Below are 26,445 nucleotides of genomic sequence, written 5' to 3'. Positions count from 1 at the left end.
GGGGGCTTCGTTTTCAGGCGAAACCGACGCCGCACCGCATCACACCAGCGGCGTCCGGACGCCGCGCTCCGCCGCGACCTCCTCGGCGCGCGAGTAGCCGGCGTCGACGTGGCGGATCACGCCCATGCCCGGGTCGTTGGTCAGCACCCGCGCCAGCTTCTGCCCGGCGAGCGCCGTGCCGTCGGCGACGGTGACCTGACCGGCGTGCAGCGAACGCCCCATGCCGACGCCGCCGCCGTGGTGCAGCGACACCCACGTCGCTCCGGAGGCCGTGTTGACCAGTGCGTTCAGCAGCGGCCAGTCGGCGACCGCGTCCGAGGTGTCGGCCATCGCCTCGGTCTCCCGGTACGGCGAGGCCACCGAACCGCAGTCCAGGTGGTCGCGGCCCAGCACCAGCGGCGCCTTGAGCTCGCCGGAGGCCACCATCTCGTTGAACCGCTCCCCGGCCGCCGCGCGCTCGCCGTAGCCGAGCCAGCAGATCCGCGCGGGCAGGCCCTGGAACGACACCCGCTCGCCCGCCATCTTGATCCACCGGGACAGGTGCTCGTCCTCGCCGAACAGCTCCAGGATCGCCCGGTCGGTCGCGGCGATGTCGGCCGGATCGCCGGACAGCGCCGCCCACCGGAACGGGCCCTTGCCCTCGCAGAACAGCGGCCGGATGTAGGCGGGCACGAAGCCCGGGTAGGCGAACGCCCGCTCGTAGCCGGCGAGCTGCGCCTCACCGCGCAGCGAGTTGCCGTAGTCGAACACCTCCGCGCCCGCGTCGAGGAAGCCGACCATCGCCTCCACGTGCTTGGCCATCGACTCGCGCGCCCGCTCGGTGAACTCCTCGGGCTTGGCCGCGGCGTAGTCGGCCCAGTCCTCCAGCGCCACGCCCAGCGGCAGGTAGGACAGCGGGTCGTGCGCGGAGGTCTGGTCGGTGACGATGTCCACCGGCACGCCGCGGCGCAGGATCTCCGGCAGCACCTCGGCCGCGTTGCCGATCACCGCGACCGAGTAGGCGCGCCGTTCCTTCTTCGCCGCAACGGCCTTGTCGATCGCGTCGTCGAGGTCCGCGGCGACCTCGTCCAGGTAGTTGTGCCGGACGCGGCGGTGCGCGCGCTCCGGGTCGCACTCCACGACCAGCGCCACGCCGTCGTTCATGGTCACCGCCAGCGGCTGCGCGCCGCCCATGCCGCCGAGCCCGGCGGTGAGCGTCAGGGTGCCGGCGAGGGTGCCGCCGAAGCGCTTGGCGGCCACCGCGCCGAACGTCTCGTAGGTGCCCTGCAGGATGCCCTGCGTGCCGATGTAGATCCACGAGCCCGCGGTCATCTGCCCGTACATCATCAGGCCGAGCGCGTCGAGGCGGCGGAACTCCGTCCAGTTCGCCCAGTCGCCGACCAGGTTGGAGTTGGCGATCAGCACCCGCGGCGCCCACTCGTGGGTCTGCAGCACGCCGACCGGTTTGCCGGACTGCACCAGCAGCGTCTCGTCCTCGCGCAGGTCGGTCAGCTCGCGCACCATCGCGTCGAAGGACGACCAGTTGCGGGCCGCCTTGCCGGTGCCGCCGTAGACCACCAGGTCATCGGGCCGCTCGGCGACCTCCGGGTCCAGGTTGTTCTGCAGCATCCGCAGCGGCGCTTCGGTGCTCCAGCTGCGCGCGGTCAGCGTCGTGCCGCGCGCGGCGCGCACGGGTCGGGCTTGGCTCATGACAACCCTCCGGGTCACAGGAACTCGGCGACGGCGTCACGCACCGCGCCGGAGCGGATCAGTTCTTCGGCCGCGGCGATCTCCGGCGCGACGTGCCGGTCGGCGCCCGGGCCGGGCACGCGGGTGCGCAGCAGGTCCCGCACCGCAGCCGTGGCCGGGCCGGGCTCCAGCGGCGCGCGCAGGTCGAGGGCGCGGGCCGCGGTGAGCAGTTCGACGGCCAGCACGCTGACCATCGCGTCGATGCCGCGGCGGAGCTTGCGGGCCGCCGACCAGCCCATCGACACGTGGTCCTCCTGCATCGCGCTGGTCGGGATCGAGTCCACCGACGCGGGCACCGCGAGGCGCTTGAGCTCGGAGACCAGCCCGGCCTGGGTGTAGTGCGCGATCATGTGCCCGGAGTCCACGCCCGGGTCGTCGGCCAGGAACGCGGGCAGCCCGTGCGAGCGGGCCACGTCGAGCATCCGGTCGGTGCGGCGCTCGGCCATGCTGGCCACGTCGGCCAGCGGGATGGCCAGGAAGTCCAGCACGTAGGCCAGCGGCGCGCCGTGGAAGTTGCCGTTGGACTCCACGCGCCCGTCGTCGAGCACCACCGGGTTGTCGATGGCCGCGGCCAGCTCGCAGTCCGCGACCGCCTCGGCGTGGGCGACGGTGTCGCGCGCCGCGCCGTGCACCTGCGGGGAGCAGCGCAGCGAGTAGGCGTCCTGCACGCGCGTGCAGTCCGGGCCGCGGTGGCTGGCGACGATCGGCGATCCGGCCAGCAGCGCGCGGATCCGCGCCGCCGACACCGCCTGACCCGGGTGCGGGCGCAGCCGCTGCAGGTCGGCGGCGAAGACCCGGTCGGTGCCCAGCAGCGCCTCCACGCTCATCGCCGCGGTCACGTCCGCCACGTCGAGCAGGGCGTTGATGTCGTGCGCCGCGAGCACCAGCATGCCGAGCATGCCGTCGGTGCCGTTGGTCAGCGCCAGGCCTTCCTTCTCCACCAGCGTCACCGGCTCGATGCCGGCTGCGGCCAGCGCCTCGGCGGCCGGGCGCCGGACGCCGTCGGCGTCGAAGACCTCGCCCTCGCCGGTGAGCGCCAGCGCCACCGCGGCCAGCGGCGCGAGGTCGCCGGAGCAGCCCAGCGAGCCGAACTCGTGCACCACCGGCACGATGCCGGCGTTGATCATCGAGGTCAGCGCGTGCGCGGTCGCCGGGCGGACCCCGGTGCGGCCGGTGGCGACGGTGTGCAGGCGCAGCAGCATCTGCGCGCGCACCACCTCCGGTTCCACCGCGGGCCCGGTGCCCGCGGCGTGCGAGCGCACGAAGGCCTGCTGGAGCGCCGCGCGCCGGTCGGCCGGGATGTGCCGGACGGCCAGCGCGCCGAACCCGGTGGAGATCCCGTAGACCGGGCGTTGCTCGGCGGCCAGCGCCTCGACGTGCTTGCGGGTGGTGGCGATGCCCTGCTCGGCGAGCTGGGTCAGCACCACCCGGGCCCCACCGCGGGCGACCGAGATGACCTGGTCGCGGCCGAGCGGTTCCGGGCCGAGGTTCAGCGCGTTGTCTTCCATGCCTCCATACCAGCGCCCGGAGACGATTCGCAGAAGCCCGGATAGAGTGACACTGTCTGGCATCCCAGACAGCTCGGTTCGCGCTCGAGGAGGTGCCGTGAGCAGCAGCGACGTGCCCGCGCTGCGGCGGGGCCTGGCGGTCCTGCGGCTGCTGGCCGGGCGGGCCGGGCCGGTGTCGGCCGGCGTCATCGCCCGCGACCTGGAGCTGCCCCGCTCCACCACCTACCACCTGCTGGCCGAGCTGGTGGCGGCCGGATTCGTCACCCACCTGCCCGAGGAGCGCCGCTACGGCCTGGGCATGGCGGCCTTCGAGCTCGGCTCCGCCTACCTCCGCCACGACCCGCTGGAGCGGCTGGCCGGGCCGCTGCTGCGCCGCCTGGTCGACGAGGTCGGCGCCACCGCGCACCTGGGCGTCCTGCACGGCGGCGAATCGCTGTACCTGATCAAGGAGCGCCCGTCGCAGCCGCAGACGCTGGTGACCGACGTGGGCGTGCGCCTGCCCGCCCAGCTGACCGCGTCCGGCCGCGCGATGCTGGCGCACCTGCCCGCGGCGCAGGTGCGCGCCCTGCTGCCCTCCAACGAGCGGTTCGTCCGCCGCACCGACCGAGGGCCCCGCAACCTCCCCGAGCTGCGCCGTCTGCTCGCCACCGAGCAGCGCCTCGGCTGGGCCGTCGAGGACGGCTTCGTCACGGCGGGTTTCGCCTCGGTGGCGTGCCCGGTGTTCGACCACGGCGGCCGCCCGATCGCGGCGATCAGCGTGACCTTCCGCCACCTCTGCGACGGCCCGTGCGCCGAGACCTGGCCCGACCTGGCGGCCCAGGTCCACCGCACAGCGGCCGAACTCACCACCAGGATCAGCGGCCGCCCCACCTGACGGCGCCCCTGAACGGTCGCGTGGAAGCTCCGTGTCGGCTGGTCCCGTGAGCACTTTGTGGTGCTATAGCCCCACAAAACACTCACGGGTCCTGACCAGGACGTCTGAACGACGAAGGGCGCCTCCACGTGGTGGAAGCGCCCTCCGAGATCCCCGCCGCTACAGGCCCGCGGTGGCGATGAACTCCTTGGCCAGGTCCGCCGGGTTGGCCTTGTCCACTTCCAGGCGGCGGTTGAGGTCCGTCAGCTTCTCCGTGGTCAGCGCCTGCGACACCTTGTCCAGCGCCGCGCCCTGCTCCGGGGTCAGCTTCCCCTTGTGCACCAGCGGAACCACGTTCTGCGCCGGGAACATGTTCTTCGGGTCGTCCAGCTTCACCAGGTCCTTCTCCGCGATCTGCGAGGACGTGGTGAACAGGTTCGCCACCTGGATCTGCCCGTCGGTCAGCGCGTTCACCGTGATGGTGCCCGCCTCGACCGGCCGGATCTCCTTGAACGTGCAGCCGTAGTCCTCGGCGATCTTGGCCTCCCAGCGCGACTTCCACTCCGCCGGGGCGCCCAGCACCAGCTCACCGCAGCGCGGCCCGAGGTCGGCCATCGAGCGCAGCCCGCTGTTCGCGGTGGCGGCGGTGACGGTCAGCACGTCGGAGTCCTCCGCCGGGGACTGCGCCAGCAGCTCCATCTCGCCGGGCACGGTCTTGGCGAGCTGGTCGTAGACCTGCTGCGACTCGGTGGCGGTGGCCGCCGGGTCCAGGTAGGCCAGCAGGTTCCCGGTGTAGTCGGGCACCACCGAGAGCTCCCCGTTGCGCACCGCGTTCACGTAGAACTCGCGGGCGCCGATGCGGGGCTTGGTCTGCACGTCGGCGCCGGTGGTCTTCAGCGCCTCCGCGTAGATGTGCATCAGCAGCTCGCTCTCCGCGAAGTCCGCCGAGCCGACCACCAGCGTTCCGCCCTGGTTCCCGCTGGCCGCCAGCGGGTCCTGCGATCCGCAGCCGGTCAGCAGCAGCGCCGCCGCGGCAGCGCACACCAGCAACCGCTTCATCAGTCCTTACCTCCTCGTCGGGCGGCCAGCTGCAGACCGCGCGGCACCAGCAGCCGGGTCACCCCGGCCAGCACCAGGTCGAGCAGCACCGCAAGGACCGCGATCACGATCGCGGCCGAAGCCATCTGTGCGTAGTCACTGATCTTCAAACCGTCCAGCAGGATCCGCCCCAGCCCGCCGAGCCCGACGTAGGCCGCGACGGCCGCGGTGGCCACCACCTGCAGCATCGCGCTGCGCACCCCGCCGAGCACCAGCGGCAGCGCGGTCGGCAGCTCCACCTGCCACAGCCGCTGCGCGGCGGTCATGCCCATGCCGCGGGCGGCGTCCACCGCATCGGCCGGGGCGCTGCGGATCCCGGCGTAGGTGCCGGACAGGATGGACGGGATCGCCAGGATCACCAGTCCGGCCAGCGCGGGCAGCTCACCGAGCCCGAAGCCCAGCACCAGCAGCGTCACCAGGCCGAGGGTGGGCAGCGCGCGCATCGCGTTGCCGACGCCGACCACCAGCACCGCACCGCGACCGGTGTGTCCGATGTAGACGCCCAGCGGGACGGCCACCAGCGAGGCCGCCGCCACCGACACCGCGCAGTAGTAGAGGTGCCGCAGCGTTTGCGCCAGGATTCCGCCCGGCCCGGTCCAGTGCGCCGGGTCGGTCAGCCAGGCGATCAGCGCGCCGATCATGCCGCGTTCACCCCCGCCCGCGCCCACGGCGTGGCCAGCCGCCACAGCAGCACCAGCAGCAGGTCCACCACCAGCGCCAGCAGCAGCGTCAGCACGATGCCGATGACGATCTGCTCCGGGTAGTCGCGCTGGAAGCCGTCGGTGAACAGCCTGCCCAGCCCGCCGATGCCGACCAGTGCGCCGACGCTGACCATGCTGATGTTGCTGACCGAGGCCACCCGCACGGCGGCGGCCAGCACCGGCACCGACAGCGGCAGCTCCACGGTGAGGAAGCGCCGGGCGGGCCGGTAGCCCAGCGCGGTGGCGGCGGCGACGATGTGCACCGGCACCGAGTCGAGGGCGTCCTTGACCGGGCCGACCAGCAGCGCCGCGGTGTAGAGCGTCAGCGCGATGACCACGTTGACCGACGACAGCAGCGGCGTGCCCAGCACCCCGGGGATGATCACGAACAGCGCCAGCGACGGGATCGTGTAGACGACGTTCGCGGTGCCCTGCAGCGCGCCGCGCAGCCAGCGCACCTGCTGCGCCAGCCGTCCCAGCGGCAGCGCCAGCAGCACGCCGAGCAGCAGCGGCAGCAGGGCCAGGTAGATGTGCTCGGTGAGCTGTTCGAGCACCAGTTCGCGGTTGCTCGGGCTGCCGAAGTAGTCGATCACGGCAGCCCCTCGGGGCGGCGGTGCCGCTCGATCACGCCGAGCACGTGCTCGGCGGTGACCACGCCGACGTACCCGCCGTCGCCGTCGACCACCACGCCCAGCCCGGTCGGCGCCGACAGCGCGGCGTCCAGCGCGCCGCGCAGCGGAGCGCCCCGCGAGTACAGCGAACCGCCCGCCACCAGCCGGTCCTCGCCCAGCGGACCGTCCACTTCGGTCTCCGGCGGCAGCCAGCCGCGCGGCCGGCCCGCCTCGTCCAGCGCCAGCCGCCACTGCTGCTGACGGTCCACCCTGGTGCCGAGCTCGACGGTGTCCACCGGCTGCGGGCTCAGGCTGTCGGAGTCCACGAAGGACAGCCGGCGGTAGCCGCGGTCGCGGCCGACGAAGGCGGTCACGAAGTCGTCGGCCGGTTCGGCCAGCAGGTCGTCGGGCTCGGCGTACTGGGCGAGGTACCCGCCCTGCCGCAGCACCGCGACCTTCTCCCCGAGCTTGATGGCCTCGTCGATGTCGTGGGTGACGAACAGGACCGTCTTGTCCAGCTCGTCCTGCAACCGCAGCAGCTCGTCCTGCAGGCCCTCGCGCACCACCGGGTCGACCGCGCTGAACGGCTCGTCCATCAGCAGCACCGGCGGGTCGGCGGCCAGCGCGCGGGCCACCCCGACGCGCTGCTGCTGACCGCCGGAGAGCTGCGCCGGGTAGCGCTTGGCCAGCTCCGGCTGCAACCCGACGAGCTCCAGCAGCTCACCGGCGCGCTGCCGGGCCTCCTGCTTGCCGCGGCCGTGCAGCAGCGGCACGGTCGCGATGTTGTCCAGCACGGTGCGGTGCGGGAACAGCCCCGCCTGCTGGATCACGTAGCCGATGCCGCGGCGCAGCTCCGCCGGGTCGCGCTCGCGCACGTCGGTGCCACCGACGAGCACCTTGCCCGACGACGGCTCGATCATCCGGTTCACCATCCGCATCAACGTGGTCTTCCCGCACCCGGAAGGACCCACCAGCACGGTGATGGTGCCTGTCCGCACCGACAGGCTGAGCTCGTGGACGGCGACGGTGCCGTTCTGGTACTCCTTGCGCACGGCCTGGAACTCGATCAAGCGAGCCCCCTCACGTAAGTCGCGGTCCCCCTCAAACCCGGCCGACCCTAGCTCGATCGGACGCATCCTGCGATCGCCGATACCTATGCGTGATCTTGTTCCGCCTGGTGGGAGCGCAGGCCCGGACCAGGCCACGTAAGCTGATTCACCCCATGACTGCTCCGCATGCCACTCCAGGTCCTATCGACGCCGTGCAGGGACTGCTCGCCGACGCCGGTGTGCTCGCGCGCCGCCTGCGCGAGGTCCTCGCGCAGCTCACGGGTGATCCCGTCGAGCTCGACGAGCTGATCCGCCGCACCGCGGTGGCGCGGCGGACCGTCGAGGACCTGCTCGCCGCGATCGGCCCCGATCTGGAGACCACCGGCAGCGCCCACCGGATCGCCCCGCGGGCCCGCGACCGCTACCGGGAGCACTTCGCGCTGGACGAGTCGCCCGCGCCCGCGGGAGCCGCGCAGCTGGCGCTGATGCGCGAGTTCATCGAGGGCGGGCCGGAACCGGCGGCCGCGCTCGACCACGTCACCGCCACCCCGGAAACCGCGCTGCGCCGCGCGGAGTGGCTGCGCGACAACTACGACCTGCGCGGGGCCAACGTGCTCTGCCTCGGCGACCACGACCTGGCCTCGCTGGCGCTGGGCCTGGTGGCGCCGTCGGTGTCGGTGACCGTCGTGGACGTCGACGAGCGGATCCTGCAGCACATCGACGCGGTGTCGGCCGAGCGCGGTTTCGGCGTCCGCACGCTGCACGCCGACCTGCGCTTCGGGCTGCCGCCGGTGCTGGAGGGCTGGGCCGACCTGGTGTTCACCGACCCGCCCTACACCCCGGAGGGCATCGGCCTGTTCGCCACCCGCGCGGCCGAATGCCTGGCCGGGCCGCAGAGCAGGCTGCTCGTCGCCTACGGCTACAGCCCGCGGACGCCGGCGCTGGGGCACAAGGTGCAGCAGGAGCTGCTGCGGCTGGGCATGGTGTTCGAGGCGATCCTGCCGCGGTTCCACCGCTACTTCGGCGCGCAGGCCATCGGCAGCGCCAGCGACCTCTACGTGTGCCAGCCGACCGCGCACACCCGCAAGCTCGCGCTGCGCCAGGCGCCCGGCATCTACACGCACGGCCCGCAGTCGGTGGAGGCGCGGGAAGCGGCGGCACCGCCGGAGTTCCTGGCCGCGATCGGCGAACGCCTCGGCAGCCCGGTCACCGCGCTGCACGAGCCCGGCTGGACGCGACCGGGCAGGCGGCAGCCGTCGGTGCACGACCTGCGCTCGGACCCGGGGCCGTGGCTGCTGCGCATGCTGCTGGCCGCCAACGCCGACCGGGTCGGGTTCGTGGTCGGCAACAACCACCCGGACATCACCAGCGAACGCGCCCAGCGCGCGCTGTCCGAACTGGTCGCGGCAAAGTACCGGCTGCGCTTCCACCGCAGCACGCCGGACGCCAAGCACGCCGTCGTGGTGGCCGAGCTGGTGGAACCGGACTCGGCGGCGGGTCACCTGCTGCAGCGGGCGCACGGCAAGCTCGGCAACGTCTGGCGCGAAGGCCTGATCGCGCACGTCGACCCGGAGCTCACCAAGCGCGCCGCCAAGGAGCGCATCGCCGCGCTCGCCCCGGTGCCCGACGACCTGGACCTGCGCCTGATCGACCTCCCCCGGCACCGAATCGAAGAGCTCCTGCCGCACCTCTGACCGGCGCGTGCGGTGCGGTCACCACCCGCACCGCACGCAATTCCGGATTCGTTGAAGGCACAATTGTTTCATTGCGCCACCTATCTTCGCGGCATATTCCTCCGGGCGATCGACCCGTTCGAATAGGCCGTTCGCCGGTGCGACACCATTCGACTACGCATTCATGAAGTTGCCCTCATAAATGCGCTGCTCCATCGGCGGGCATTCTCACCGCCAATGTTGTTCATTCTGGTCGAGACCAATTAATGTAGCGCCGCACGACGTCGTGCAGCGCTGCGCACAAACACGTTCCACTCGAATTCCGCACCGGGGAAGGAAGTGCGCACATGTACTCCAAGCCGAAGCTGCAGAAGCTCGGGGCGTTCGAGCGGTTGACGATGCACAGCAGGCCGTCCCGCAAGGACAAGGCCCATCGCCGCCGTCCGCGCCACGCCCTGCTCTGACCGCAGGTGAGCACCGCAGCGGCGCGAGCAATCCCGCACGCAGTCCTCGCGCCGCTGCGGCGCCATCCATCCGAACCGGGAGACAGCTCACCAATGAATGTGAGTCATTCTCGTGAATGGCTGGTCGCACTTCCCGACCACCCGGCCGCCGCCGCGGTGGTCGCCGCGCTCGGCACGGCACCGCAGCGGCTGAATCACCCGTCGGGCAGACCGTGGATCGTCGGCGAATGGGAATCGGCCGATTTCCGGACCGCGTCGGCCGACGAGACGTCGATCGCCGTTCTCGGGCCGGTTTCGGTCACTCCGCAACGGCTGGCGCAGATCGCGGCGCGGATAACGGATGCCACCGCGCTGGACGCTCTGGAGCTGCCCGGTTGCTACCACCTGATCGCAGCCGTCGACGGCGTGGTGCGCGTCCAGGGAAGCCTGTCCGGACTGCGCCGCGTCGTGCACGCCGAGATCGGCGGGATCACCGTCGCGGCGACCCGCGCGGACGTGCTGGCCGCGCTGTCGAATGCCGAGCTCGACAGGCGGCGGCTGGTGCTGCGCTTCCTGCTCTCCGAAATCCCGCTGCACACCATGAACGCGCCGCTGTGGCGTGACGTGCACGCGGTCGACGAGGACTCCTGCCTGCTCCTCGCCGCCGACGGGCGCGCTCGATCCCGGCGCCGGTGGGAACCGCCGCCGGACGACCGGCCGCTGCACGAGGCCGCCGAAGCGCTCCGCACCGCGCTCGGCGATTCGGTCCGGGCCCGGATGAACTCCGGGTTGACCGTGACGGCGGACCTGTCCGGCGGCCTGGACTCGACCACGCTGTGCTTCCTCGCCGCACAGCACGGGCGCTCGCTGACCGCGCTGACCAAGCTCGCCGCCGACATCGGCGACGACGACCCGCAGTGGGCCGACATCGCCGCCGAGCACCTGCCCGGCCTGCGGCGGATCACCGTCCCCTTCACCGAGATCCCGGCGCACTACAGCGACGTGCTCGAACCGCTGCCACCGACCGAGGAACCGTTCCCCGGCGTGGAGGACCGGCCGATGTACCGCGCGATGGCGGCCCGGCTGGCCGCCGCCGGATCGCAGCTCCACCTCACCGGCGACGGCGGCGACGAAACGCTGATGGGCGGCGCCACCGGCGTTTTCGAGCTGCTGCGCCGCAGTCCCCTGACCGGCCTGCGGTACCTGCGGGCCTACCGCGCGCTGGAGCGCTGGCGGTGGCGGGACATCGCCATGTACGCGCGCGAGCGGCGCGCGGCCTACCCCGAGTGGCTGGCCCGGCGCGCCCGCAGCATCATCGCCTCGCCGCTGGACGACGAGGGAGCCGCGAACCTCGTGCAGCTGCCGCCGTGGGCCACGCCGGAGGCGGTCGAGCTCGCCAGGGAACTGCTGCTGGAAGAAGCGGAGCGGACGCATCAGCGCGGGCCCGACTGGACCACCCACCACACCGTCCTGGGAATCCAGCTGTGCGCGAGCCTGGTGCGCGCGGCCGGCCCGCTCTACGCCGCCGAAGGCATCCGCCTGAACTCCCCGTACCTCGACGATGCCGTGCTGCACGCGTGCATGACCGCCCGCACGCACGAGCGCCGCACACCTTGGGCGTACAAGCCGCTGCTGGTGGCCGTGATGCGGGGAGTCGTGCCGGACCGGTGCCTGGCGCGCTCGACCAAGGCTGAAGGGTCCAATGTGGAGCATGTCGTCCTGCGGGTCAACGCGGAGAAGTTGGTTGCGCTGTGCGAGGATTCGCGGCTCGGCCGGCTCGGGTTGATCGATCCCCGGGTGCTGCGCGAGATCTGCACCGGCTTCCAGATGCGGATGTTCACCCCGTACGCCATCTCCACCACCACCAGCACCGAGCGGTGGCTGCGCGATCAGGAGCAGCTCGTCACCACGGAGGCCAAGCCATGACGATCCGGCTGCGCGACCACGTGTCGCTGACCGACGCCGAGGACGGCAGCGGCGTGCTGCTGGACGAAAGATCCGGCCAGTACTGGCACTTGAACGAGAGCGGCCTGCTCACCCTGCGGATGAGCCTGGTCGGCGCGGACGAGCGCCGCGCCGTCATCGGGGAGCTCGTGCGGGCGGGCCTGGTGGTGCGGCGATGAGCACACCGGAAGCGCTGTTCACCGCCGACCGGCCGCCGCTGCGCGTCCGGATGGCCGCGCGGGTCGCGGTGGCGATCGCGCTGCCGATGGCGCACCTCTCGCCGCGGCGGATCCGGCACGTCCTGGTGCTCGCCCGGCGCGGCGCACCGCCCGCCACCTACGACCAGGCCAGCGCCGCGCGATCCGCGGTCATCGCGGTCAGCACCACCTGCGCCGGCAAGGGATGCCTGCCGCGCTCGATCGCCACCGCGCTGCTGTGCCGGGCGCGCGGCTGCTGGCCGACGTGGAAGGTCGGGGTCCGCGCCGCCCCGTTCGGAGCTCACGCCTGGGTCGAAGCGGCGGGCTTCGCCGTCGACGAGGGCGAGCAGGCGCAGGCCTTCCTGCCGCTGATGACCGTCGAACCCGTTGAAACGAGGAATCCCTAAGTGCTGAACAAGATTCGCCCCGACCGGGCAGCAGACCTGGACGGCGCGGACGACGAACCGGCGGGCACCGGCGAGAAGGTCGACTGGCGCCACCTGGTCCGGATCACCCGCGGGCACCGGGCCGTGATCGCCGCGGCCATGGCGCTCGCCCTGCTCGGCGGGGTGATGGGCCTGGTGCAGCCGCTGCTGGCCGCCCGCACGATCGAGGCGTTCTCCGACCAGCACCCGTACCTCGGGCTGCTGGGCCTGCTCGCCGTGGTGTTCGTGGCGGAGGCGGTGATCACCGGGTTCGGCCACTACCTGCTGGAGCGCACCGGCGAGGGCATCGTCCTGGGGCTGCGGCTGCGCATCGTCGACCGGCTGCTGCGCTGGCCGATGCGGCGCTACCAGCAGCACCGGCTGGGCGACCTGCTCACCCGCACCACCAGCGACACCACGCTGCTGCGCGATTCGCTGGCCTACGACATGGTCGAGGCGAGCGTCGGCGTGTTCGTCGTGCTCGGCGGCATCGCCATGATGCTCTGGCTGGACGCGATGATGTTCCTCATCGTCATCACCATCGTCGGCGCGATCGGCGGCCTGACCCTGCTTCTGCTGGCGGGAATCCGCCGCGCGATCCACGACGCGCAGGACAGCCTCGGCGGCATGAGCGCGGAGCTGGAACGCGCGCTGTCGGCCATCCGCACCGTGCGCGTCATGCGAGCCGAGGACCGCGAGCGCGACCGGATCGGCGATCTGGCCCGCCAGGCCTACGCGCACAACCTCCAGGCCGCCAAGCGCAACGCCGTGATCAACCCGGCGATGACGCTGGCCGTGCACGGCGCGATGATCACCGTGCTCGTCGTGGGCGGGCTGCGGGTGGCCAGCGGCGCCGCCGAGCTGCCCGAGCTCATCGGCTTCCTGCTCTACGTCACCTACATCGCCACACCGATGTCGAACCTGTTCGACGTGTTCGCCACCCTCCAGCAGGGCCTGGCCGCGTTGCAGCGGGTGGAGGACATCGCGCAGCTGCCCACCGAAGCCGAGGAGGCCACCCGCCCGGTGGTGCGGCGCGCTTCCAGCGGTGACCCGGATGCCCCGGCGATCGAGTTCCGCGAGGTCGGCTTCGCCTACGAGCCCGGCCGACCCGTCCTGCGCGAGGTGTCCTTCCGCGTCGCCCGCAACAGCCACGTCGCGCTGGTCGGCCCGTCGGGCGCGGGCAAGTCCACGATCTTCGCCCTCATCGCCCGCTTCCACGACCCGCAGGCCGGGCAGGTGCTGCTCGACGGACGCGACTGCGCGCGCGAGATGACCGTCGACGAATGCCGCGCGGCGATCAGCATCGTCGAGCAGAGCGCGCCGGTCATGCACGGCAGTCTGCGCGACAACATCACCTACGCCCAGCCCGGCGCCGCTGCCGCCGAGATCGACCGCGCGGTGCGGCTGGCCGGCCTCGAAGAGCTCGTCGCCCGCCTGCCGCAGGGCCTGGACACGCCGGTGGGCGAGCACGGCAGCGCCCTCTCCGGCGGCGAGCAGCAGCGGGTGGCGATCGCCCGCGCCCTGCTGCCGAGACCGCACCTGCTGCTGCTCGACGAGCCGACCTCGCACCTCGACGCCGCGAACGAGGCCGCCCTGACCCGCACCATCGAGCACATCAGCTCCGAGTGCACCCTGCTGGTCATCGCGCACCGCCCGTCGACCATCCAGGCGGCCGACGACGTCGTCGTGCTCGGCGACGGCCGCGTCCAGGCCACCGGCAGCTACCCGGAGGTGAAGCACCTGCTCAGCGCCGCACCGACACCCGCAGCTCCGTGAGGTACCGCTTGATGATCCGGCCGCCGTGACTGCGGTCGATCAGCGCGGCGATGCATCCGCGCAGTCCTTCGGCCGCCTCCGGCCGAAGCGCGCGGTGGCCGGAATAAGTCCGCAGCACATCCAGGTACTCCGACGTCCGGTACGCCAGATCCCACTCGTAGCGCCGGACGACGAGCGGGCCGAACCGACCGCTGCGCGCGACCTCGTCCTCGTGATCAGAGCTGTCGATGTCCGCCGCGGTGGGAAGCCGCAGCCCCGGCCGGGTGGCCGCGTCGTAGCGCTCGTAGCAGCCCTGGACCTCGGCGAAGAATTCCTCGCTGCCGCCAGCGACGTGGTGAGTGGTGATCACGGCGAGAGCACCGCCCGGACGCAGCGCTTCGGCGGCCTTCGGCACCCGGACGGCCGGGTCGATCCAGTGGAAGGCCGTGGCCGAGACGACCGCGTCGAACGGTTCCGGCGGCAGCGGCCAGGTCTCGAAGTCCGCCGTCACGACCTGCACCGCTTCGAACCCGGCGAGGTTGCGCCTGGCAACGGCGGCCAGGTCGGCACCCAGCTCCACGGCGGTGATCCGGCAACCGCGCTCGGCGAGCGGCGAGGTCGCCTTGCCAGTGCCCGCACCCACTTCGAGGACGCGACGGCCGGGACCGATGTCCGCCAGCCCGGCGAGATCGTCGAACAGCTCCGGCGGATAGCCCGGCCTGGCCCGGTCGTAGAGCTCCGCGTCCTCGTCGAAGGTCCGGCTCAACCGGCCGCGGCTCGCGTCGTCGCCCATGGCGGCACCCTAGAACTTCGAGCTAGCCGTCGCTCTTGAGGCGGACGGTGGTGAAGCGGAGGAACTGCTGGACCAGCGGTCCCATGGCCAGCGCGATCAGCACCGTGCCGACGCCGACCGTGCCGCCGAGCAGCCAGCCGACGACCAGCACGATCAGCTCGATCGCCGTGCGCACCAGCCAGATCGGCTTCCCGGTGAGACGGACCGCCCCGGTCATCAAGCCGTCGCGCGGCCCGGAACCGAACCGCGCCCCCAGGTAGACCGCGTCGAAGAAGGTCAGCATCAGCACGCCCAGCAGCAGGTAGCCGATCTGCTGCGCCAACGAACTAGGCGCGGGCACGAACACCGCGGCGACGTCGGCCGAGGCACCGACCAGCACCACGTTGAGGACCGTCCCCAAGCCCGGCAGCTCGCGCAGCGGGATCCAGCAGAGCAGCACGACGACGGCCGTCAGGCTCGTCGCCAGGCCGAACGACATCCCGCTGCGCACCGACAGCCCCTCGGCGAGCACGGCCCAGGCCGACGCCCCCAAGGCAGAGCCGACCAGGAACGTCAGCGCCGTCCCGTAGCCGACGAGCCCCACCAGCAGCTGAACCAGCCGCCAAACCTTCTTCTCCGCCCGGAACTGCTCGACGGCCGTCATCCGCCGCGCCACGAACCGGCCGTGCTTCACCGCAGTCACAAAAGTCCCCAACACCCGAGTCCCGAAGATCCGCCCAAGACGAACCACGACACCACAGATCCTCCACCCGGCACCCGCAGACTGAAAGGTCCACATCCCCACAGCTGGCCTTCCGGCGCCTACCACGGCGAACGAGATCAGCACGATGATCGACACCCCTTGCCCCACCGGCGAGCCTTCATTGTCCTAATAGGACGCTCTTTGCACACACGATTCCGATTGCCCTGCACCACCTTGCTTCCGCAGCACGTCAAACCGCTCGATCCCCTTGTTGCGCAACGTTTTTCACGTTAATCCCCACTCTTTCACCTGATCGAGCGACCATTATTTGATCGAAATCCAGTTCGACCCTTTGAGAGAATCGATGCATGACACCGCTGACGACCACCCAGGACGCGACCCCCGCCGCTGGCGCGGGCACTGTCGTGTCCGCCTTGCCCGCGTGGGACATGCCCGCGCCGGGCGGGTCGTGGCCGCCTGCGGTGACCTCCTACACCGACGAGGAACTCACGGCCCGGATCGGCCAGCTGGAACGAGAGATCCGCCAGACCCGCATGCAGCAGCTACGACTGATCGCCGAAGCGGACCGCCGACGCCTGCACGCCACCCAAGGCGCACGCTCCACCCAGGCGTGGCTGAAGTGCCTGCTCAACATCGACGGCCCGGAAGCCACCGCTCGCGTCCGCATCGCCACTGCCACCGCCGATTCCGCGGTGGACAACACCGGTGCTGCAGGAACCGACGTCCACCTCCCGGCCACGGCGCGAGCCCTGACGGACGGCGTGATCGCACTGCCGCACGCGCAGGTGATCTCCCGCTGCCTGGCCCGCCTGCCCGAGCACGCCCGCTACCGCGCGGATGAGGTGGAACGACTGCTGGTGGAGCACGCCTGCCGCCAATGCCCGAGCGAGCTGGCGAAGCTCGCGGACCGGGTCCGCTACATGCTCGACCGCGACGGCCCCGTTGCCGATGAGCGCGCCCAGTTCGAGTCACGGGAGCTGCACTACGCCACGGCTCGTGACGGAATGCTGGTGATCAAAGCTCGCCTGGACCGGGAGACCGGCGCGAAGTTCGTCACCGCCCTGCAGCCGTTGGCAGCACCGCGCCCGGAGACCGACGGCACCAAGGACCCCCGCACGGCCGGGCAGCGCAACGCCGACGGCCTGTCCACCCTGCTCGACCTCGTGCTGGACACCGACGGCATGCCCCGCACCGGCGGCCAGAAGCCGCACCTGACGGTCACCATCGACTACACCGACCTCAAGAACCAGGTCCACACCGCCAAGGACGCTGCTGGTGGTGCGGGACAGCTGGAGGCCACGGGCCAGCACCTCAGCCCGGACACGATCCGCAGGATCGCCTGCGACTGCGACGTCCTGCCCATCGTCCTCGGCGGCGACGGCCTGCCGCTGGACGTGGGAACCACGCAGCGCACCGCACCCACCCACATTCGCGCGGCACTGCTGGCACGAGACGGGGCATGCGCGTTCCCGGACTGCGACCATCCCCCGGGAACTCCCCAAGCCCACCACGTCGTGCACTGGGCGGACGGCGGTCCGACCAGCGTCGACAACATGATCATGCTGTGCCCCCAGCACCACCGCACGACCCACAACCAGCACTGGCGCATCGAATTCCACAACGGACGCCCGGTGTTCATTCCACCGGCGACCGCGGACCCGACACGCACCCCCAGGCCCGGCGGGAAAGCCCAACCCGCCGCACACCGCCACGCCCTCCACCACCTGGCAACCCCCGGTGGAACACCACCAGGGAGCAGACCGAGAAAGGGCACCCGATAACCCCCACCCGCCCCCGGGTGGGGCACCCCACCCTGCCCACACCAACCCAATCCAGCCGCACCACCCACAACCCCAGACTCGCCCACACCCCACCGAAAACCACCCGAACCCACACCAGCGAACCAACGCAGCACCCAGCACCCAGCACCCAGCGTGACCCACTACTCGCCATCTGACCTACAAAGTCTTGACCGACAACCAGATAACCCCAACCCCAACCGAACCCAACCAGCCACAGAAACCGAACAACAGAAACTCACAACACGCCGCAGGCGCCCCCTACCCACCACCCACACATCACAACCACGACAACCAAGAAGCCCCGCAACAAAACCCAACCAGAAAGGAAACTCACCCGAAATGAACGAGCACACCGCCCACACCACCACACACGTCACGCTGCGACACCCCACCCAACAGCGAGCCCGCAGCACATGGCGACTCCGACCCACTTCCCCGGCGACGGAGCAACCCACCAACCAACCCGCACAGGCCCCAACCACCCACACCCCGAGACCCACCAGCGACAGCCTGGGTCCGTTCCACACCGGGTCATCCCCGTGGTTTGGTGGATTGTGGGGGCTGTGGTCCGGATGTCAAGCCTGAAACCCCGAAGGGGCGGCCGCCAGGCCGGGCTTGACATCCGGACCACAGCCCCCACAATCCACCAAACCACGGGGATGACCCCCACCACAACACAACCGACAAAAGTACCGCGCACCTTGAAAACTCAAGAACGAGGACGACTGCACCAGGACCCCCACCCGGCACGGAGGCGGCTGTCGTCAAGCACGTCGACGACAGCCGCCCCACCCACCATTTCCGTCCACAGTGGAAAGAACTCAACCAGCGGGAATGGACATGGGCCCACGAGCAATGAGATCCCGGAACTCGCGAGCCGGAACGGCACCGGAGAACAACCAACCCTGATAGGCGTCCACCCCGACACCGGACAGCACGTGGAACTGGGTAGCGGTCTCCACGCCTTCGGCCACGCACTGCCTGCCCATCGCCCGCGCCATGTCCACCACCGCACGCGCCACGGCGAAGTCCGAGGCGTCACCCCCGACACCGGCGACGAACCGGCGGTCCACCTTGATGATCTGCGCGGGCAGGTCCTTGAGCCGCGCCAACGAGGAGTAGCCGGTGCCGAAGTCGTCCACCGCGAACCGCACCCCCCGCGAGACCAGCTCACCCATCTCGTGCCGGGTCCGCGACGGCAGGTCGACCAGGGCGGTCTCGACCAGCTCCAGGATCACCCGGTCCCAGGAGATGCCGGCCTCGGCAACGATGTCGGCGACCGCGTCGACGAACTCCGGCCCGCCCGGCACCAGCCCGGCCAGGTTCACGGCCACGCCCACCGCCCGGCCGCCGCGCACCGGCCAGGTCGCCGCCTCCCGCAACGCGGTCCGCAGCACCCAGCGGTCCAGCTCGCGAAGCAGATCGCCCTGCTCGGCGACGGGCAGGAAGGCGTCCGGGGCGAGCATCCCGCGGTCCGGGTGCGGCCAGCGCACCAGCGCCTCGGCGGTGACCACCACACCATCGGCGTCGACCACCGGCTGGTAGTGCAGGGCCAGGCCGTCGCTGTTCAGCGCCTCCCGCAGCTGGCCCTCCAGGTGCAGCTGACGGTCCGCCGAGGCCATCAGCGCCGGGCTGGCCAGCGAGACCTTGCCGGTGCCGCGTCCCTTGGCCTCGAACATGGCCGCGTCGGCGAAGCGCAGCAGGTCCTCACCCCCGGAGGCGCTGCCGTCGGGCACCGCGGCCCCGATCGACGCGGAGACCCGGATCAGCTGGCCGTGCACCGGAACCGCGGTGCGCAGCAGCCCGGACACCCGGTTGGCCAGCGAATCGACACCGCCGACGGCCTCGATGTCCGAGCAGATGATGACGAACTCGTCGCCGGAGAGCCGCGCCGCCGTGCACCCGTCGGGCAGCCCGCCCTCGAGGCGGCGCGCCAGCGCCACGAGCAGCTCGTCGCCCGCGTCGTGGCCCAGCGAGTCGTTGACCCGCTTGAAGTTGTCGATGTCGCAGAACAGCACCGCGACCCGGTCCGAGTCGGCCCGCCCCAGCAGTTGGTAGAGCAGGTCCTTGACCGCGGTGCGGTTCGGCAGGCCGGTCAGGTCGTCGTGGGTGGCCTGGTAGCGCAGCGCCTCGGCGGCCCGCCGCCGCTCGGTGATGTCCTGGAACACCACCAGCCAGAAGTGGGTGCCGTCGTCCTGCACGGACGCCGAGGTGCGCAGCTCGCAGTACACCGGTTCGCCGTCGGCCCGCACCAGCACCCGCTGCGGCACCCGGCGGCGGATGCCGGAGTTCTCCGCCGGGGTGGGCAGGCCGGTGTTCTGCTCCTCGGGGTGGGTGATGTCCTTCGCGGTCATCCCGCGCAGCTGCTCCAGCTGGTAGCCGAGCAGGTCGCACAGCGCGTCGTTGGCGTCGACCAACCGCTCGGCCCGGTCGAACAGGCCGATGCCCACCGGGGTGATGCTGACCAGGTCGGTGAACCGCTGGCTGGAGCGCTCCATGCGGGTCACCACGGCCCGCTGCTCGGTGACGTCCTGGGCGGTGCCGACCAGCACGTCCCGGCCGTCGGCGTCGGTGATGGCGGTGCCGTGCAACCGCAGGATCCGGGTGGTGCCGTCGATGCGCAGGTAGCGGTGCTCGACCTCGATCGGGTCGTGCTCCTCGATCAGCGGCCGCCAGGCCTGGCGCACCCAGCCGCGGTCGTCGGGGTGCACCCGGTCCAGGTAGCTGTCGAAGGTGATCGGCGCGTTCGCGGGCTTGCCGATGATCTCGTGCAGCATGTTCGACAACCGCATGACGCCGGACCGCACGTCCCACTCCCAGGTGCCGAGGCGGGCGATCCGCTGCGCGTCCTGCAGCTTGCGCCGCTCGTCGCGGAGCTGCCGCTCCAGCGCCCGGTGCTCGGTGACGTCCTGCACGGTGCCCTGCACCCGCTCGACCCGGCCGGCCCGGTTGTACTCGGCCCGCCCGGTGCACAGGTAGACGCGTTCCCCGCGGCGGTCGCGCAGCTCGACCTCCAGCAGCTCGTCCTCGGGCGCGGTGAGCACGTCCAGGTAGAACTGCTGGGCCCGGGCCACGTCGTCGGGGTGGGTCGCCTCGATCATCGCCTGCACGCCCACGGCCTCCTGGCCGCCGGGATCACCGAGGAACTCGGCGAGCACCGGGCTGCGGTAGAGCTCACCGGTCTCCGGGTAGAACACCCAGCTGCCGACCTTGGCGATCCGCTGCGCCTCGATCAGCCAGCGCCGCTCGTTGCCGTCCGCGGCTTCGGCCGCGTCGTGCCCGGCGTCGGCCAGGTCGGAGACGTCGACCAGCACGGTGACCCGCAGCCGGTCGTCCTGGACGTGCGGCCAGCTCATCGGGCGGACCGGGTAGCTGCCGCCCCTGGCCCGAAGCAGCGAGACCGCGCCGTCGCGGGTCACCAGGTCGGCGAGACGGCAGCCGATCAGCGCCGCGGGCGTGGTCTCGCCCGCCAGCTTCGCCGCCTGCTCGGTGGCCCGGACGACGATGCCGTCCGCGGTGCTCAGCAGCGCGGGCGCGGCAGGCAGCGGCAACAGGGCGAACTCCTCGGAGCGGGCACCGGCCAGGCCGAGACCGCCGGAACTCGTCCGGGTCCTCTCGCTCCGCTCGGTCAACAGCACCCCTCCTGCGTCGCAGCCGCGCGACCGCTGCCCCGGGTTGCACCGCACCCCACTGACGAGTGATCTGCAACACAACAGGTCGTGCGGCTGACAATACCGGTCTCCGCACCGGCGGTAACGCCATGGTGCCGCGACCGGAACCGGATTCCCTGGAGAGGTGACAGCCGTCCCCCGACATGATGACGCGAAGCACCGAAAGTCCACAACCGTCGACACAACGGGGCCGGGGAGACGATCGGTCTCCCCGGCCCCGGTTGGTCCGGCTCCGCTGCTACCCGGCGGGCAGTCGCGCGCATCGGTGCGATCAGGCCTTGGCGACGCCTTCGGCCCGGGCCGCCTTGGCCACGGCGGCGCTGACCTCCGGCGCCACCCGCGGGTCCAGCGGACTGGGCACGATGTAGTCGGCGCTGAGGTCGTCGGCGGCGACCGCGGCGATCGCCTCGGCGGCCGCGACCTTCATCCCGTCGGTGATCTTGCGGGCACCGACGTCCAGCGCCCCCTTGAAGATGCCCGGGAAGGCCAGCACGTTGTTGATCTGGTTCGGGAAGTCGCTGCGCCCGGTGGCCACCACGGCGGCGTGCCGCCGGGCGACGTCGGGGTGGATCTCCGGGTCCGGGTTGGACAGCGCGAACACGATCGCGTCATCGGCCATCGTGGCCACCAGCTCCTCGGGCAGCTGCCCGACCGACACACCGATCACGACGTCGGCGCCGCGCAGCGCCTCGGCCGGTCCACCGGTGATCCCGCTGGCGTTGGTGAACTCGGCCAGCTCCTGCTTGATCGGGGTCAGCCCCTCCCGCCCGGAGTGGATCACGCCGCGCGAGTCGAGCATCGTGATCTCGCCGACCCCGGCGGTGTGCAGGATCTTCGCGCAGGCCACCCCGGCCGCACCGGCACCGGAGATGACCACGCGCATCGAGCCCAGCTCACGACCGACCACCTTGGCGGCGTTGCTCAGCGCCGCCAGCGCCACGACCGCGGTGCCGTGCTGGTCGTCGTGCATCACCGGGCAGTCCAGCGCCTCGGAGACCCGCCGCTCCAGCTCGAAGCACCGCGGCGCGGAGATGTCCTCCAGGTTGACCGCGCCGAAGGACGGGCGCAGCCGGACCAGGGTCTCGACGATCTCGTCGACGTCGGTGGTGTCCAGCACCAGCGGGATCGAGTCCAGCCCGGCGAAGGTCTTGAACAGCGCGGACTTGCCCTCCATGACCGGCAGCGACGCTCGCGGCCCGATGTCGCCCAGCCCGAGCACCGCGGTGCCGTCGCTGACCACGGCCACCAACCGCTGCGTCCACGTGTAGCGGTCGACGAGTTCCGGGTCGGCGGCGATCGCGCGGCTGACCTGCGCCACACCCGGCGTGTAGGCGATCGAGAGGTCGCGCGCGCTGGCCAGCGGAGCGGACACCTCCACACCCAGCTTGCCGCCCTCGTGCGCGGCGAAAATTTCCTCGTTGGTCAAATCGGCACCACTGTCGGTGCGGTCGTTGACGGCGGTCACGGCGTCCCTCCTGTAGCCATGCCTTCGGCCCGGGAACGGTCCGGGCCGGGCGAGTGGGCGGCGCGGAGCCGCCCGGGTTACGCCGCCACACCGGGCTTTCCGGTCGGCGGTGTGTGAATGAACCGAGCACAGCTGCCCCGGTCGGACAGCGGCTCGGCGGACGCTGCGGTTCGAACAGTGTGCCAGGCCCCCAGATCAATGTCAGCGACCGGGATCACACAATCTCACCAGCGGCTTCAACAAAATGTCAACGACTGATGGCAGTACGGGCGTCCGGTTTTCGGCTCGAAAAGGCAGTACGTACGTACGGTTTTCAAGAATTTCCGCTAGCAGAACGAACGTCATATTTTCCGAAGCCCTGTGCAGCACGCACGTCCTGCTGATCCCGCCCCTCCGAAAACCCCTCGAAAACCCGCACCGACCGGCCCCATAGGCTTTCGGTCGTGCAGGCACGTCGACTTGAGAACACGGGCGCGTTCGAGTTCATTCCGAAGGCCTTCCCCGACCACCGCGGCCTCTTCGTCGCGCCGTTCCAGGAGGCCGCGTTCGTCGAAGCCCTCGGCCACCCGCTGCGGGTCGCCCAGACGAACCACAGCGTGTCCGCCCGCGGAGTCATCCGCGGAGTGCACTTCTCCGACGTGCCGCCCGGCCAGGCCAAGTACGTGTACTGCCCGCAGGGAGCGCTGCTCGACGTGGTGGTCGACATCCGGGTCGGCTCGCCCACCTTCGGCAAGTGGGACGCGGTGCGCCTGGACGCCGACGAGTACCGGGCCGTCTACGTGCCCGAAGGACTCGGCCACGCCTTCATCGCGCTCACCGACGACACGGCGATGAGCTATCTCTGCTCGACGCCCTACAACCCCGGTGCGGAACACGGCATCAACCCGCTCGACCCGGCCCTCGCGCTCCCCTGGGACGTCCTGGACTGCGAGCCGGTCCTGTCCGAGAAGGACCGCTCCGCCCCCAGCCTCGCCGAAGCTGCGGAACGAGGATTCCTACCGGACTACGAAACCTGCCTGGCGCATTACGAAACCCTGCGCTGACCTGCTGTTCAGCGCAGGCGTCCCGGGTTCGGCCACAGCCGCCAGCGGACGACGCCGAGGACCTCCGCCGGCCCCAGCTCCCGCGAGTCGGTCGAACCGAAGCTGTTGTCGCCCTCCACGTGCCAACCGCCGCCGTCGCGGCGCACCGCGCGCTTGATCGACAGCTGCTCCGGCCGCTGCGCCCAGCGGACCAGGACGACGTCGCGCGGCCGGGCGCGACCGCGCAGCCGCAGCAGCACGACATCGCGATCCCGCAGCGTGGGAACCATCGACGGTCCCCGCACCAGCAAGCGGCGCCAGGGCCACCGGCCGAGGGATTTCACTGCCACCTCCAGTAGGACGCCGGGGATCTTCAAGAGTAGGGTCGGCGCTGTCGGAGCACTCACTGTCAGGGAGGAATCATGCGACTGCTGTCGCGAATCCTCAGCCCTCGCCTGGAGGCGACCGCGCACTGCGATCTTCCGTGCGGCGTGTACGACCCGGCCCAGGCGCGCATCGAGGCTGAGTCCGTCAAGGCGGTCCAGGAGAAGTACCAGGCCAATGAGGACCCGGAGTTCCGCACTCGAGCGATTCTGATCGCCGAGCAGCGCTCCGAGTTGGTCAAGCACCACCTGTGGGTGCTGTGGACCGACTACTTCAAGCCGCCGCACTTCGAGAAGTACCCGCAGCTCCACGAGCTGATCAACAAGGCCACCAAGGCGGCCGGTGCCAGCGGCACCAAGGGTTCGATGGACCCGGCGAAGGGTCAGGAACTGCTGGACTACATCGCGGAGATCGACAAGATCTTCTGGGAGACCAAGCAGGGCTGAGGCACGAGCTTCACCGAGGCGCCGACCAGCGAGAACCTTCGCCGGTCGGCGCTTTTCTCGTCACTTCCGCATTCCGGAAATCGTCCACTCTGGACCCGCGAGGGGCGTTGATCGCACTCGTCCGCCCGGCGGCGTCCTCACCCGAACCGGGCCTGCGGAACGGACGGGGACAGCCAGAAGCGCGACACCGGCTCCCACCAGGTGGAACTGGATGGGTTCGCGTACGGCTCCCTCCCGCTGGAGGGATGTCAGGAGTGGCTTCGCCTGCTCGCGCGGCACACGCCCGACTACGCCGCTCAGCCCTACCAGCAGCTCGCCGCCGTCTACCGCGCGGCGGGCCACGACCGGGACGTCCGGCGGATCCTCATCGCCCAGCAGCGAGACCACCGCGGGCGCGGTGACCTCGGCGGTCGCGGCCGCAAGCCGCTCCACCTCCTCAGCTGCGCCGTCATCGGCTACGGCCATCGGCCTTGGCGAGCCCTCGCGTTCCTCGGCACTCGGCGGTGAGAAGCGGTGCATGATCACGGGCCAGGTCCTCTACCTGTCCAGCTACCTGCTCCAGGCCCTCGGGTGGGCCTTCGCCACGCTCTTCGTCGCCGGGTACACCGGGCTTGTCCGCAAGAGCAGCTGAAGGCATCACCGCGCCCGAAAATCGATGGCGTCGCGGCACCGGTGAATCCACAATCGACTGTCATGGACGTTTCCGGACCGGATCGGCTCGGGCAGCACGTGCTTTCCGATGGGCGGAACCTGGCCTGGGCCGAATGGGGGCCGCAGGACGGGACGCCCGTCGTGCTGTGCCCCGGGGCCGCGACGAGCCGTCATCTCGGGTTCGGCACCGATGTCGTCGATGCGCTCGCCATCCGGCTGATCTCGGTGGACCGGCCGGGTCTCGGCGCTTCCGATCCAGCACCGGGCCGGACGCTGGACAGCTTCGCCGACGACATCGCCGAGCTGCGGCGGGCGGTTCTGAGCTCGGCCGAGATCGCCGTCGTCGGCTACTCGGCGGGCGGACCGTTCGCGCTGTCCTGCGCCGCGGCCGGAATCGCGGCGCAGGCCGCCGTCGTCGCGGGCGCCGACGAGTTCGCGTCCTTCGGCAGCGGCCTGCCGGACGACCTGCGGAGCATGGTCGAGCTGGTGGCCGCCGACCCGGCCGCCGCCGAGCAGTCCTTCGCCGAGTTCGGCAGCGCCGACTCGCTGTGGCAGCTGATCACCAGGTTCAGCCCGGAGGTCGACCTCGCCGTCTACCGGTCACCGCAGTTCGAACCGGTCTTCCGGCGGGCGATGGCCGAGGGCTTCGCGCAGGGACCGGCCGGTTATGCCCGCGACACCGTCCTGGACATGGGCCGCTGGCCGTTCGACGTCGCGGACATCCGGATCCCGGTCGATCTCTGGTACGGCGGGCTCGACACCAGCCCCAGCCACTCGCCCGACCACGGGGTGACGTTGGCCGGGCGCATCCCCGCCGCCCGCCACCACCTGGTGCCGGATGCCGGGGGTTCGGTGCTGTGGACGCACGCCGGTGCGATCCTGCGCGGCCTGGTGGGCACCGACCGCTGAGCGGCCGGTGCCCGCGGTTTCAGCGGCCCAGGAACCGCTCCGCCTTGTCCTCGACGTCGACCAGCACCTGCTCGGCGTTCGCGGTTTCGAGGTCGTGGACGAGCACGAAGTCAGCGTCTTCGATCCCGCAGAAGTTCGAGATGCCGACCCGCAGCTGCACGTCCATCATCTCGGCGAGCCCCGCCTCCGCGTAGCCAGCGCTGGATCCGCCGGCCAGGCCGAGCCACAGCATGCGCTTGCCCGCCAGCCGCGGCTCGCTGCGCCCGTAGGCGAACCCGTAGTTCCACACGCGGTCGATCCAGCCCTTGAGGATCGCGGGCAGGGAGAACCACCACACCGGGAAGACCACCACGATCACGTCGGCGGCGTCTACCCGGGCGATGTGGGCGCGGACCTCGGGCGAGTAGGTCTTCTCCCGGTCGGCCCAGTCCGGTTCGTCGGCGGTGGTCATGCGCGGGTCGAAGCCCTCGGCGTGCAGGTCGAGCAGGTCGACCTCGTACTGCGCCGCTTTCAGCTTGCGGTGCACCAGGTCCGCGCTCCGAGCGGTGACCGAGTCGCTCCGCGGGTGCGCGAGGACGACGAGCGCACGGCCTCCCGGCTGGGAATTCATGGTG

Annotated in this window: 24 protein-coding genes; 12 read left to right on the top strand and 12 right to left on the bottom strand. The window is 71.3% G+C overall.

The annotated features are described in order from the left end of the window. Positions 1–39: 39 nt before the first annotated feature. On the bottom strand, positions 40–1,689 hold the full coding sequence (gene hutU / locus OU416_RS39005) for a urocanate hydratase (protein ID WP_270932129.1): 1,650 nt from the start codon (positions 1,687–1,689) through the stop codon (positions 40–42). A gap of 14 nt (positions 1,690–1,703) precedes the next feature. Further along, positions 1,704–3,236, bottom strand: a complete 1,533-nt coding sequence (hutH, locus tag OU416_RS39000) for a histidine ammonia-lyase (protein ID WP_270932128.1) — start codon at positions 3,234–3,236, stop codon at positions 1,704–1,706. Positions 3,237–3,333: 97 nt separating this feature from the next. On the opposite strand from hutH, the gene OU416_RS38995 reads away from it, so the two are divergent. Beyond that, on the top strand, positions 3,334–4,110 hold the full coding sequence (locus tag OU416_RS38995) for an IclR family transcriptional regulator (RefSeq protein ID WP_270932127.1): 777 nt from the start codon (positions 3,334–3,336) through the stop codon (positions 4,108–4,110). A 159-nt stretch (positions 4,111–4,269) separates the two neighbouring features. Here OU416_RS38995 and OU416_RS38990 read toward each other — a convergent pair whose 3' ends face one another. The 4 genes from OU416_RS38990 to OU416_RS38975 are packed head-to-tail and all read right to left on the bottom strand — an operon-like array spanning position 4,270 to position 7,569. Continuing rightward, positions 4,270–5,148, bottom strand: a complete 879-nt coding sequence (locus OU416_RS38990) for an ABC transporter substrate-binding protein (protein ID WP_270932126.1) — start codon at positions 5,146–5,148, stop codon at positions 4,270–4,272. Continuing rightward, on the bottom strand, positions 5,148–5,828 hold the full coding sequence (locus tag OU416_RS38985) for an ABC transporter permease (RefSeq protein ID WP_270932125.1): 681 nt from the start codon (positions 5,826–5,828) through the stop codon (positions 5,148–5,150). Before OU416_RS38985 ends, OU416_RS38990 begins: the two co-directional genes overlap by 1 nt. After that, complete coding sequence (locus tag OU416_RS38980; RefSeq protein WP_270932124.1) at positions 5,825–6,481, bottom strand: ABC transporter permease; 657 nt, start codon at positions 6,479–6,481, stop codon at positions 5,825–5,827. The genes OU416_RS38985 and OU416_RS38980 overlap by 4 nt, the downstream gene beginning before the upstream one ends. Further along, positions 6,478–7,569 carry an ABC transporter ATP-binding protein gene (locus OU416_RS38975; RefSeq protein WP_270932123.1) on the bottom strand — a complete coding sequence of 364 codons (1,092 nt, stop codon included), beginning with the start codon at positions 7,567–7,569 and terminating at the stop codon, positions 6,478–6,480. Before OU416_RS38975 ends, OU416_RS38980 begins: the two co-directional genes overlap by 4 nt. A 152-nt stretch (positions 7,570–7,721) precedes the next feature. Between OU416_RS38975 and OU416_RS38970 the strand changes: the two genes are divergently transcribed. The 6 genes from OU416_RS38970 to OU416_RS38945 all read left to right on the top strand — a co-directional run bounded on the left by OU416_RS38970 (position 7,722) and on the right by OU416_RS38945 (position 14,006). Beyond that, on the top strand, positions 7,722–9,242 hold the full coding sequence (locus tag OU416_RS38970) for a bis-aminopropyl spermidine synthase family protein (RefSeq protein ID WP_270932122.1): 1,521 nt from the start codon (positions 7,722–7,724) through the stop codon (positions 9,240–9,242). A 326-nt stretch (positions 9,243–9,568) separates the two neighbouring features. Then, positions 9,569–9,685, top strand: coding sequence for a lasso RiPP family leader peptide-containing protein (locus tag OU416_RS38965; protein ID WP_270932121.1), 117 nt, complete (start codon positions 9,569–9,571; stop codon positions 9,683–9,685). Between the two features lie 93 nt (positions 9,686–9,778). Next, positions 9,779–11,590, top strand: a complete 1,812-nt coding sequence (locus OU416_RS38960; RefSeq protein ID WP_270932120.1) for an asparagine synthase-related protein — start codon at positions 9,779–9,781, stop codon at positions 11,588–11,590. Then, a complete protein-coding gene (locus tag OU416_RS38955; RefSeq protein WP_270932119.1) occupies positions 11,587–11,787 on the top strand; it encodes a hypothetical protein in 201 nt (66 codons plus the stop codon). Before OU416_RS38960 ends, OU416_RS38955 begins: the two co-directional genes overlap by 4 nt. Next, entirely contained in the window at positions 11,784–12,212 is a 429-nt protein-coding gene (locus OU416_RS38950; protein ID WP_270932118.1) for a lasso peptide biosynthesis B2 protein, read from the top strand. The genes OU416_RS38955 and OU416_RS38950 overlap by 4 nt, the downstream gene beginning before the upstream one ends. Further along, positions 12,213–14,006, top strand: a complete 1,794-nt coding sequence (locus tag OU416_RS38945) for an ABC transporter ATP-binding protein (RefSeq protein ID WP_270932117.1) — start codon at positions 12,213–12,215, stop codon at positions 14,004–14,006. Here OU416_RS38945 and OU416_RS38940 read toward each other — a convergent pair. Together OU416_RS38940 and yczE are read right to left on the bottom strand one after the other, a co-directional pair. Beyond that, positions 13,975–14,778 (bottom strand): class I SAM-dependent methyltransferase, encoded by an 804-nt coding sequence (locus OU416_RS38940; protein ID WP_270932116.1) that lies wholly within the window; start codon positions 14,776–14,778, stop codon positions 13,975–13,977. The genes OU416_RS38945 and OU416_RS38940 overlap by 32 nt on opposite strands. Positions 14,779–14,800: 22 nt before the next feature. Then, complete coding sequence (gene yczE / locus OU416_RS38935; RefSeq protein WP_270932115.1) at positions 14,801–15,460, bottom strand: membrane protein YczE; 660 nt, start codon at positions 15,458–15,460, stop codon at positions 14,801–14,803. Positions 15,461–15,828: 368 nt separating this feature from the next. Between yczE and OU416_RS38930 the strand changes: the two genes are divergently transcribed. Beyond that, complete coding sequence (locus OU416_RS38930) at positions 15,829–17,262, top strand: HNH endonuclease signature motif containing protein (RefSeq protein ID WP_270932114.1); 1,434 nt, start codon at positions 15,829–15,831, stop codon at positions 17,260–17,262. An 842-nt stretch (positions 17,263–18,104) separates the two neighbouring features. On the opposite strand, the gene OU416_RS38925 is transcribed toward OU416_RS38930, so the two are convergent. Next, complete coding sequence (locus OU416_RS38925; RefSeq protein WP_270932113.1) at positions 18,105–20,921, bottom strand: sensor domain-containing protein; 2,817 nt, start codon at positions 20,919–20,921, stop codon at positions 18,105–18,107. Positions 20,922–21,225: 304 nt separating this feature from the next. Beyond that, positions 21,226–22,419 carry an NAD(P)-dependent malic enzyme gene (locus OU416_RS38920; RefSeq protein ID WP_270932112.1) on the bottom strand — a complete coding sequence of 398 codons (1,194 nt, stop codon included), beginning with the start codon at positions 22,417–22,419 and terminating at the stop codon, positions 21,226–21,228. A gap of 443 nt (positions 22,420–22,862) precedes the next feature. Here OU416_RS38920 and OU416_RS38915 point away from each other — a divergent pair, with 443 nt between their 5' ends. Next, the gene (locus tag OU416_RS38915; RefSeq protein ID WP_270932111.1) at positions 22,863–23,462 is read left to right on the top strand and encodes a dTDP-4-dehydrorhamnose 3,5-epimerase family protein; all 600 of its coding nucleotides are present in this window, start codon (positions 22,863–22,865) and stop codon (positions 23,460–23,462) included. An 8-nt stretch (positions 23,463–23,470) separates the two neighbouring features. On the opposite strand, the gene OU416_RS38910 is transcribed toward OU416_RS38915, so the two are convergent. Beyond that, on the bottom strand, positions 23,471–23,785 hold the full coding sequence (locus OU416_RS38910; protein ID WP_270932130.1) for a S24/S26 family peptidase: 315 nt from the start codon (positions 23,783–23,785) through the stop codon (positions 23,471–23,473). Between the two features lie 78 nt (positions 23,786–23,863). Here OU416_RS38910 and sodN point away from each other — a divergent pair, with 78 nt between their 5' ends. The 3 genes from sodN (at position 23,864) to OU416_RS38895 (ending at position 25,831) form a co-directional block, all read left to right on the top strand. Then, entirely contained in the window at positions 23,864–24,271 is a 408-nt protein-coding gene (gene sodN, locus OU416_RS38905; RefSeq protein ID WP_270932110.1) for a superoxide dismutase, Ni, read from the top strand. 201 nt (positions 24,272–24,472) lie between these two features. Continuing rightward, positions 24,473–24,778: a hypothetical protein gene (locus tag OU416_RS38900; protein WP_270932109.1), complete on the top strand. Its 306-nt coding sequence runs from the start codon at positions 24,473–24,475 to the stop codon at positions 24,776–24,778. Positions 24,779–24,964: 186 nt separating this feature from the next. Beyond that, positions 24,965–25,831: an alpha/beta fold hydrolase gene (locus OU416_RS38895; protein ID WP_270932108.1), complete on the top strand. Its 867-nt coding sequence runs from the start codon at positions 24,965–24,967 to the stop codon at positions 25,829–25,831. Positions 25,832–25,850: 19 nt separating this feature from the next. On the opposite strand, the gene OU416_RS38890 is transcribed toward OU416_RS38895, so the two are convergent. Further along, entirely contained in the window at positions 25,851–26,441 is a 591-nt protein-coding gene (locus OU416_RS38890) for an NAD(P)H oxidoreductase (protein ID WP_270932107.1), read from the bottom strand. Between the last annotated feature and the right edge of the window lie 4 nt (positions 26,442–26,445).

The sequence above is a fragment of the Saccharopolyspora indica genome (genome assembly GCF_027853965.1).
Taxonomy (GTDB): domain Bacteria; phylum Actinomycetota; class Actinomycetes; order Mycobacteriales; family Pseudonocardiaceae; genus Saccharopolyspora; species Saccharopolyspora indica.
Note: the sequence above shows the minus strand (reverse complement) of the source record. Positions and strands in the feature narration are given on the sequence as shown.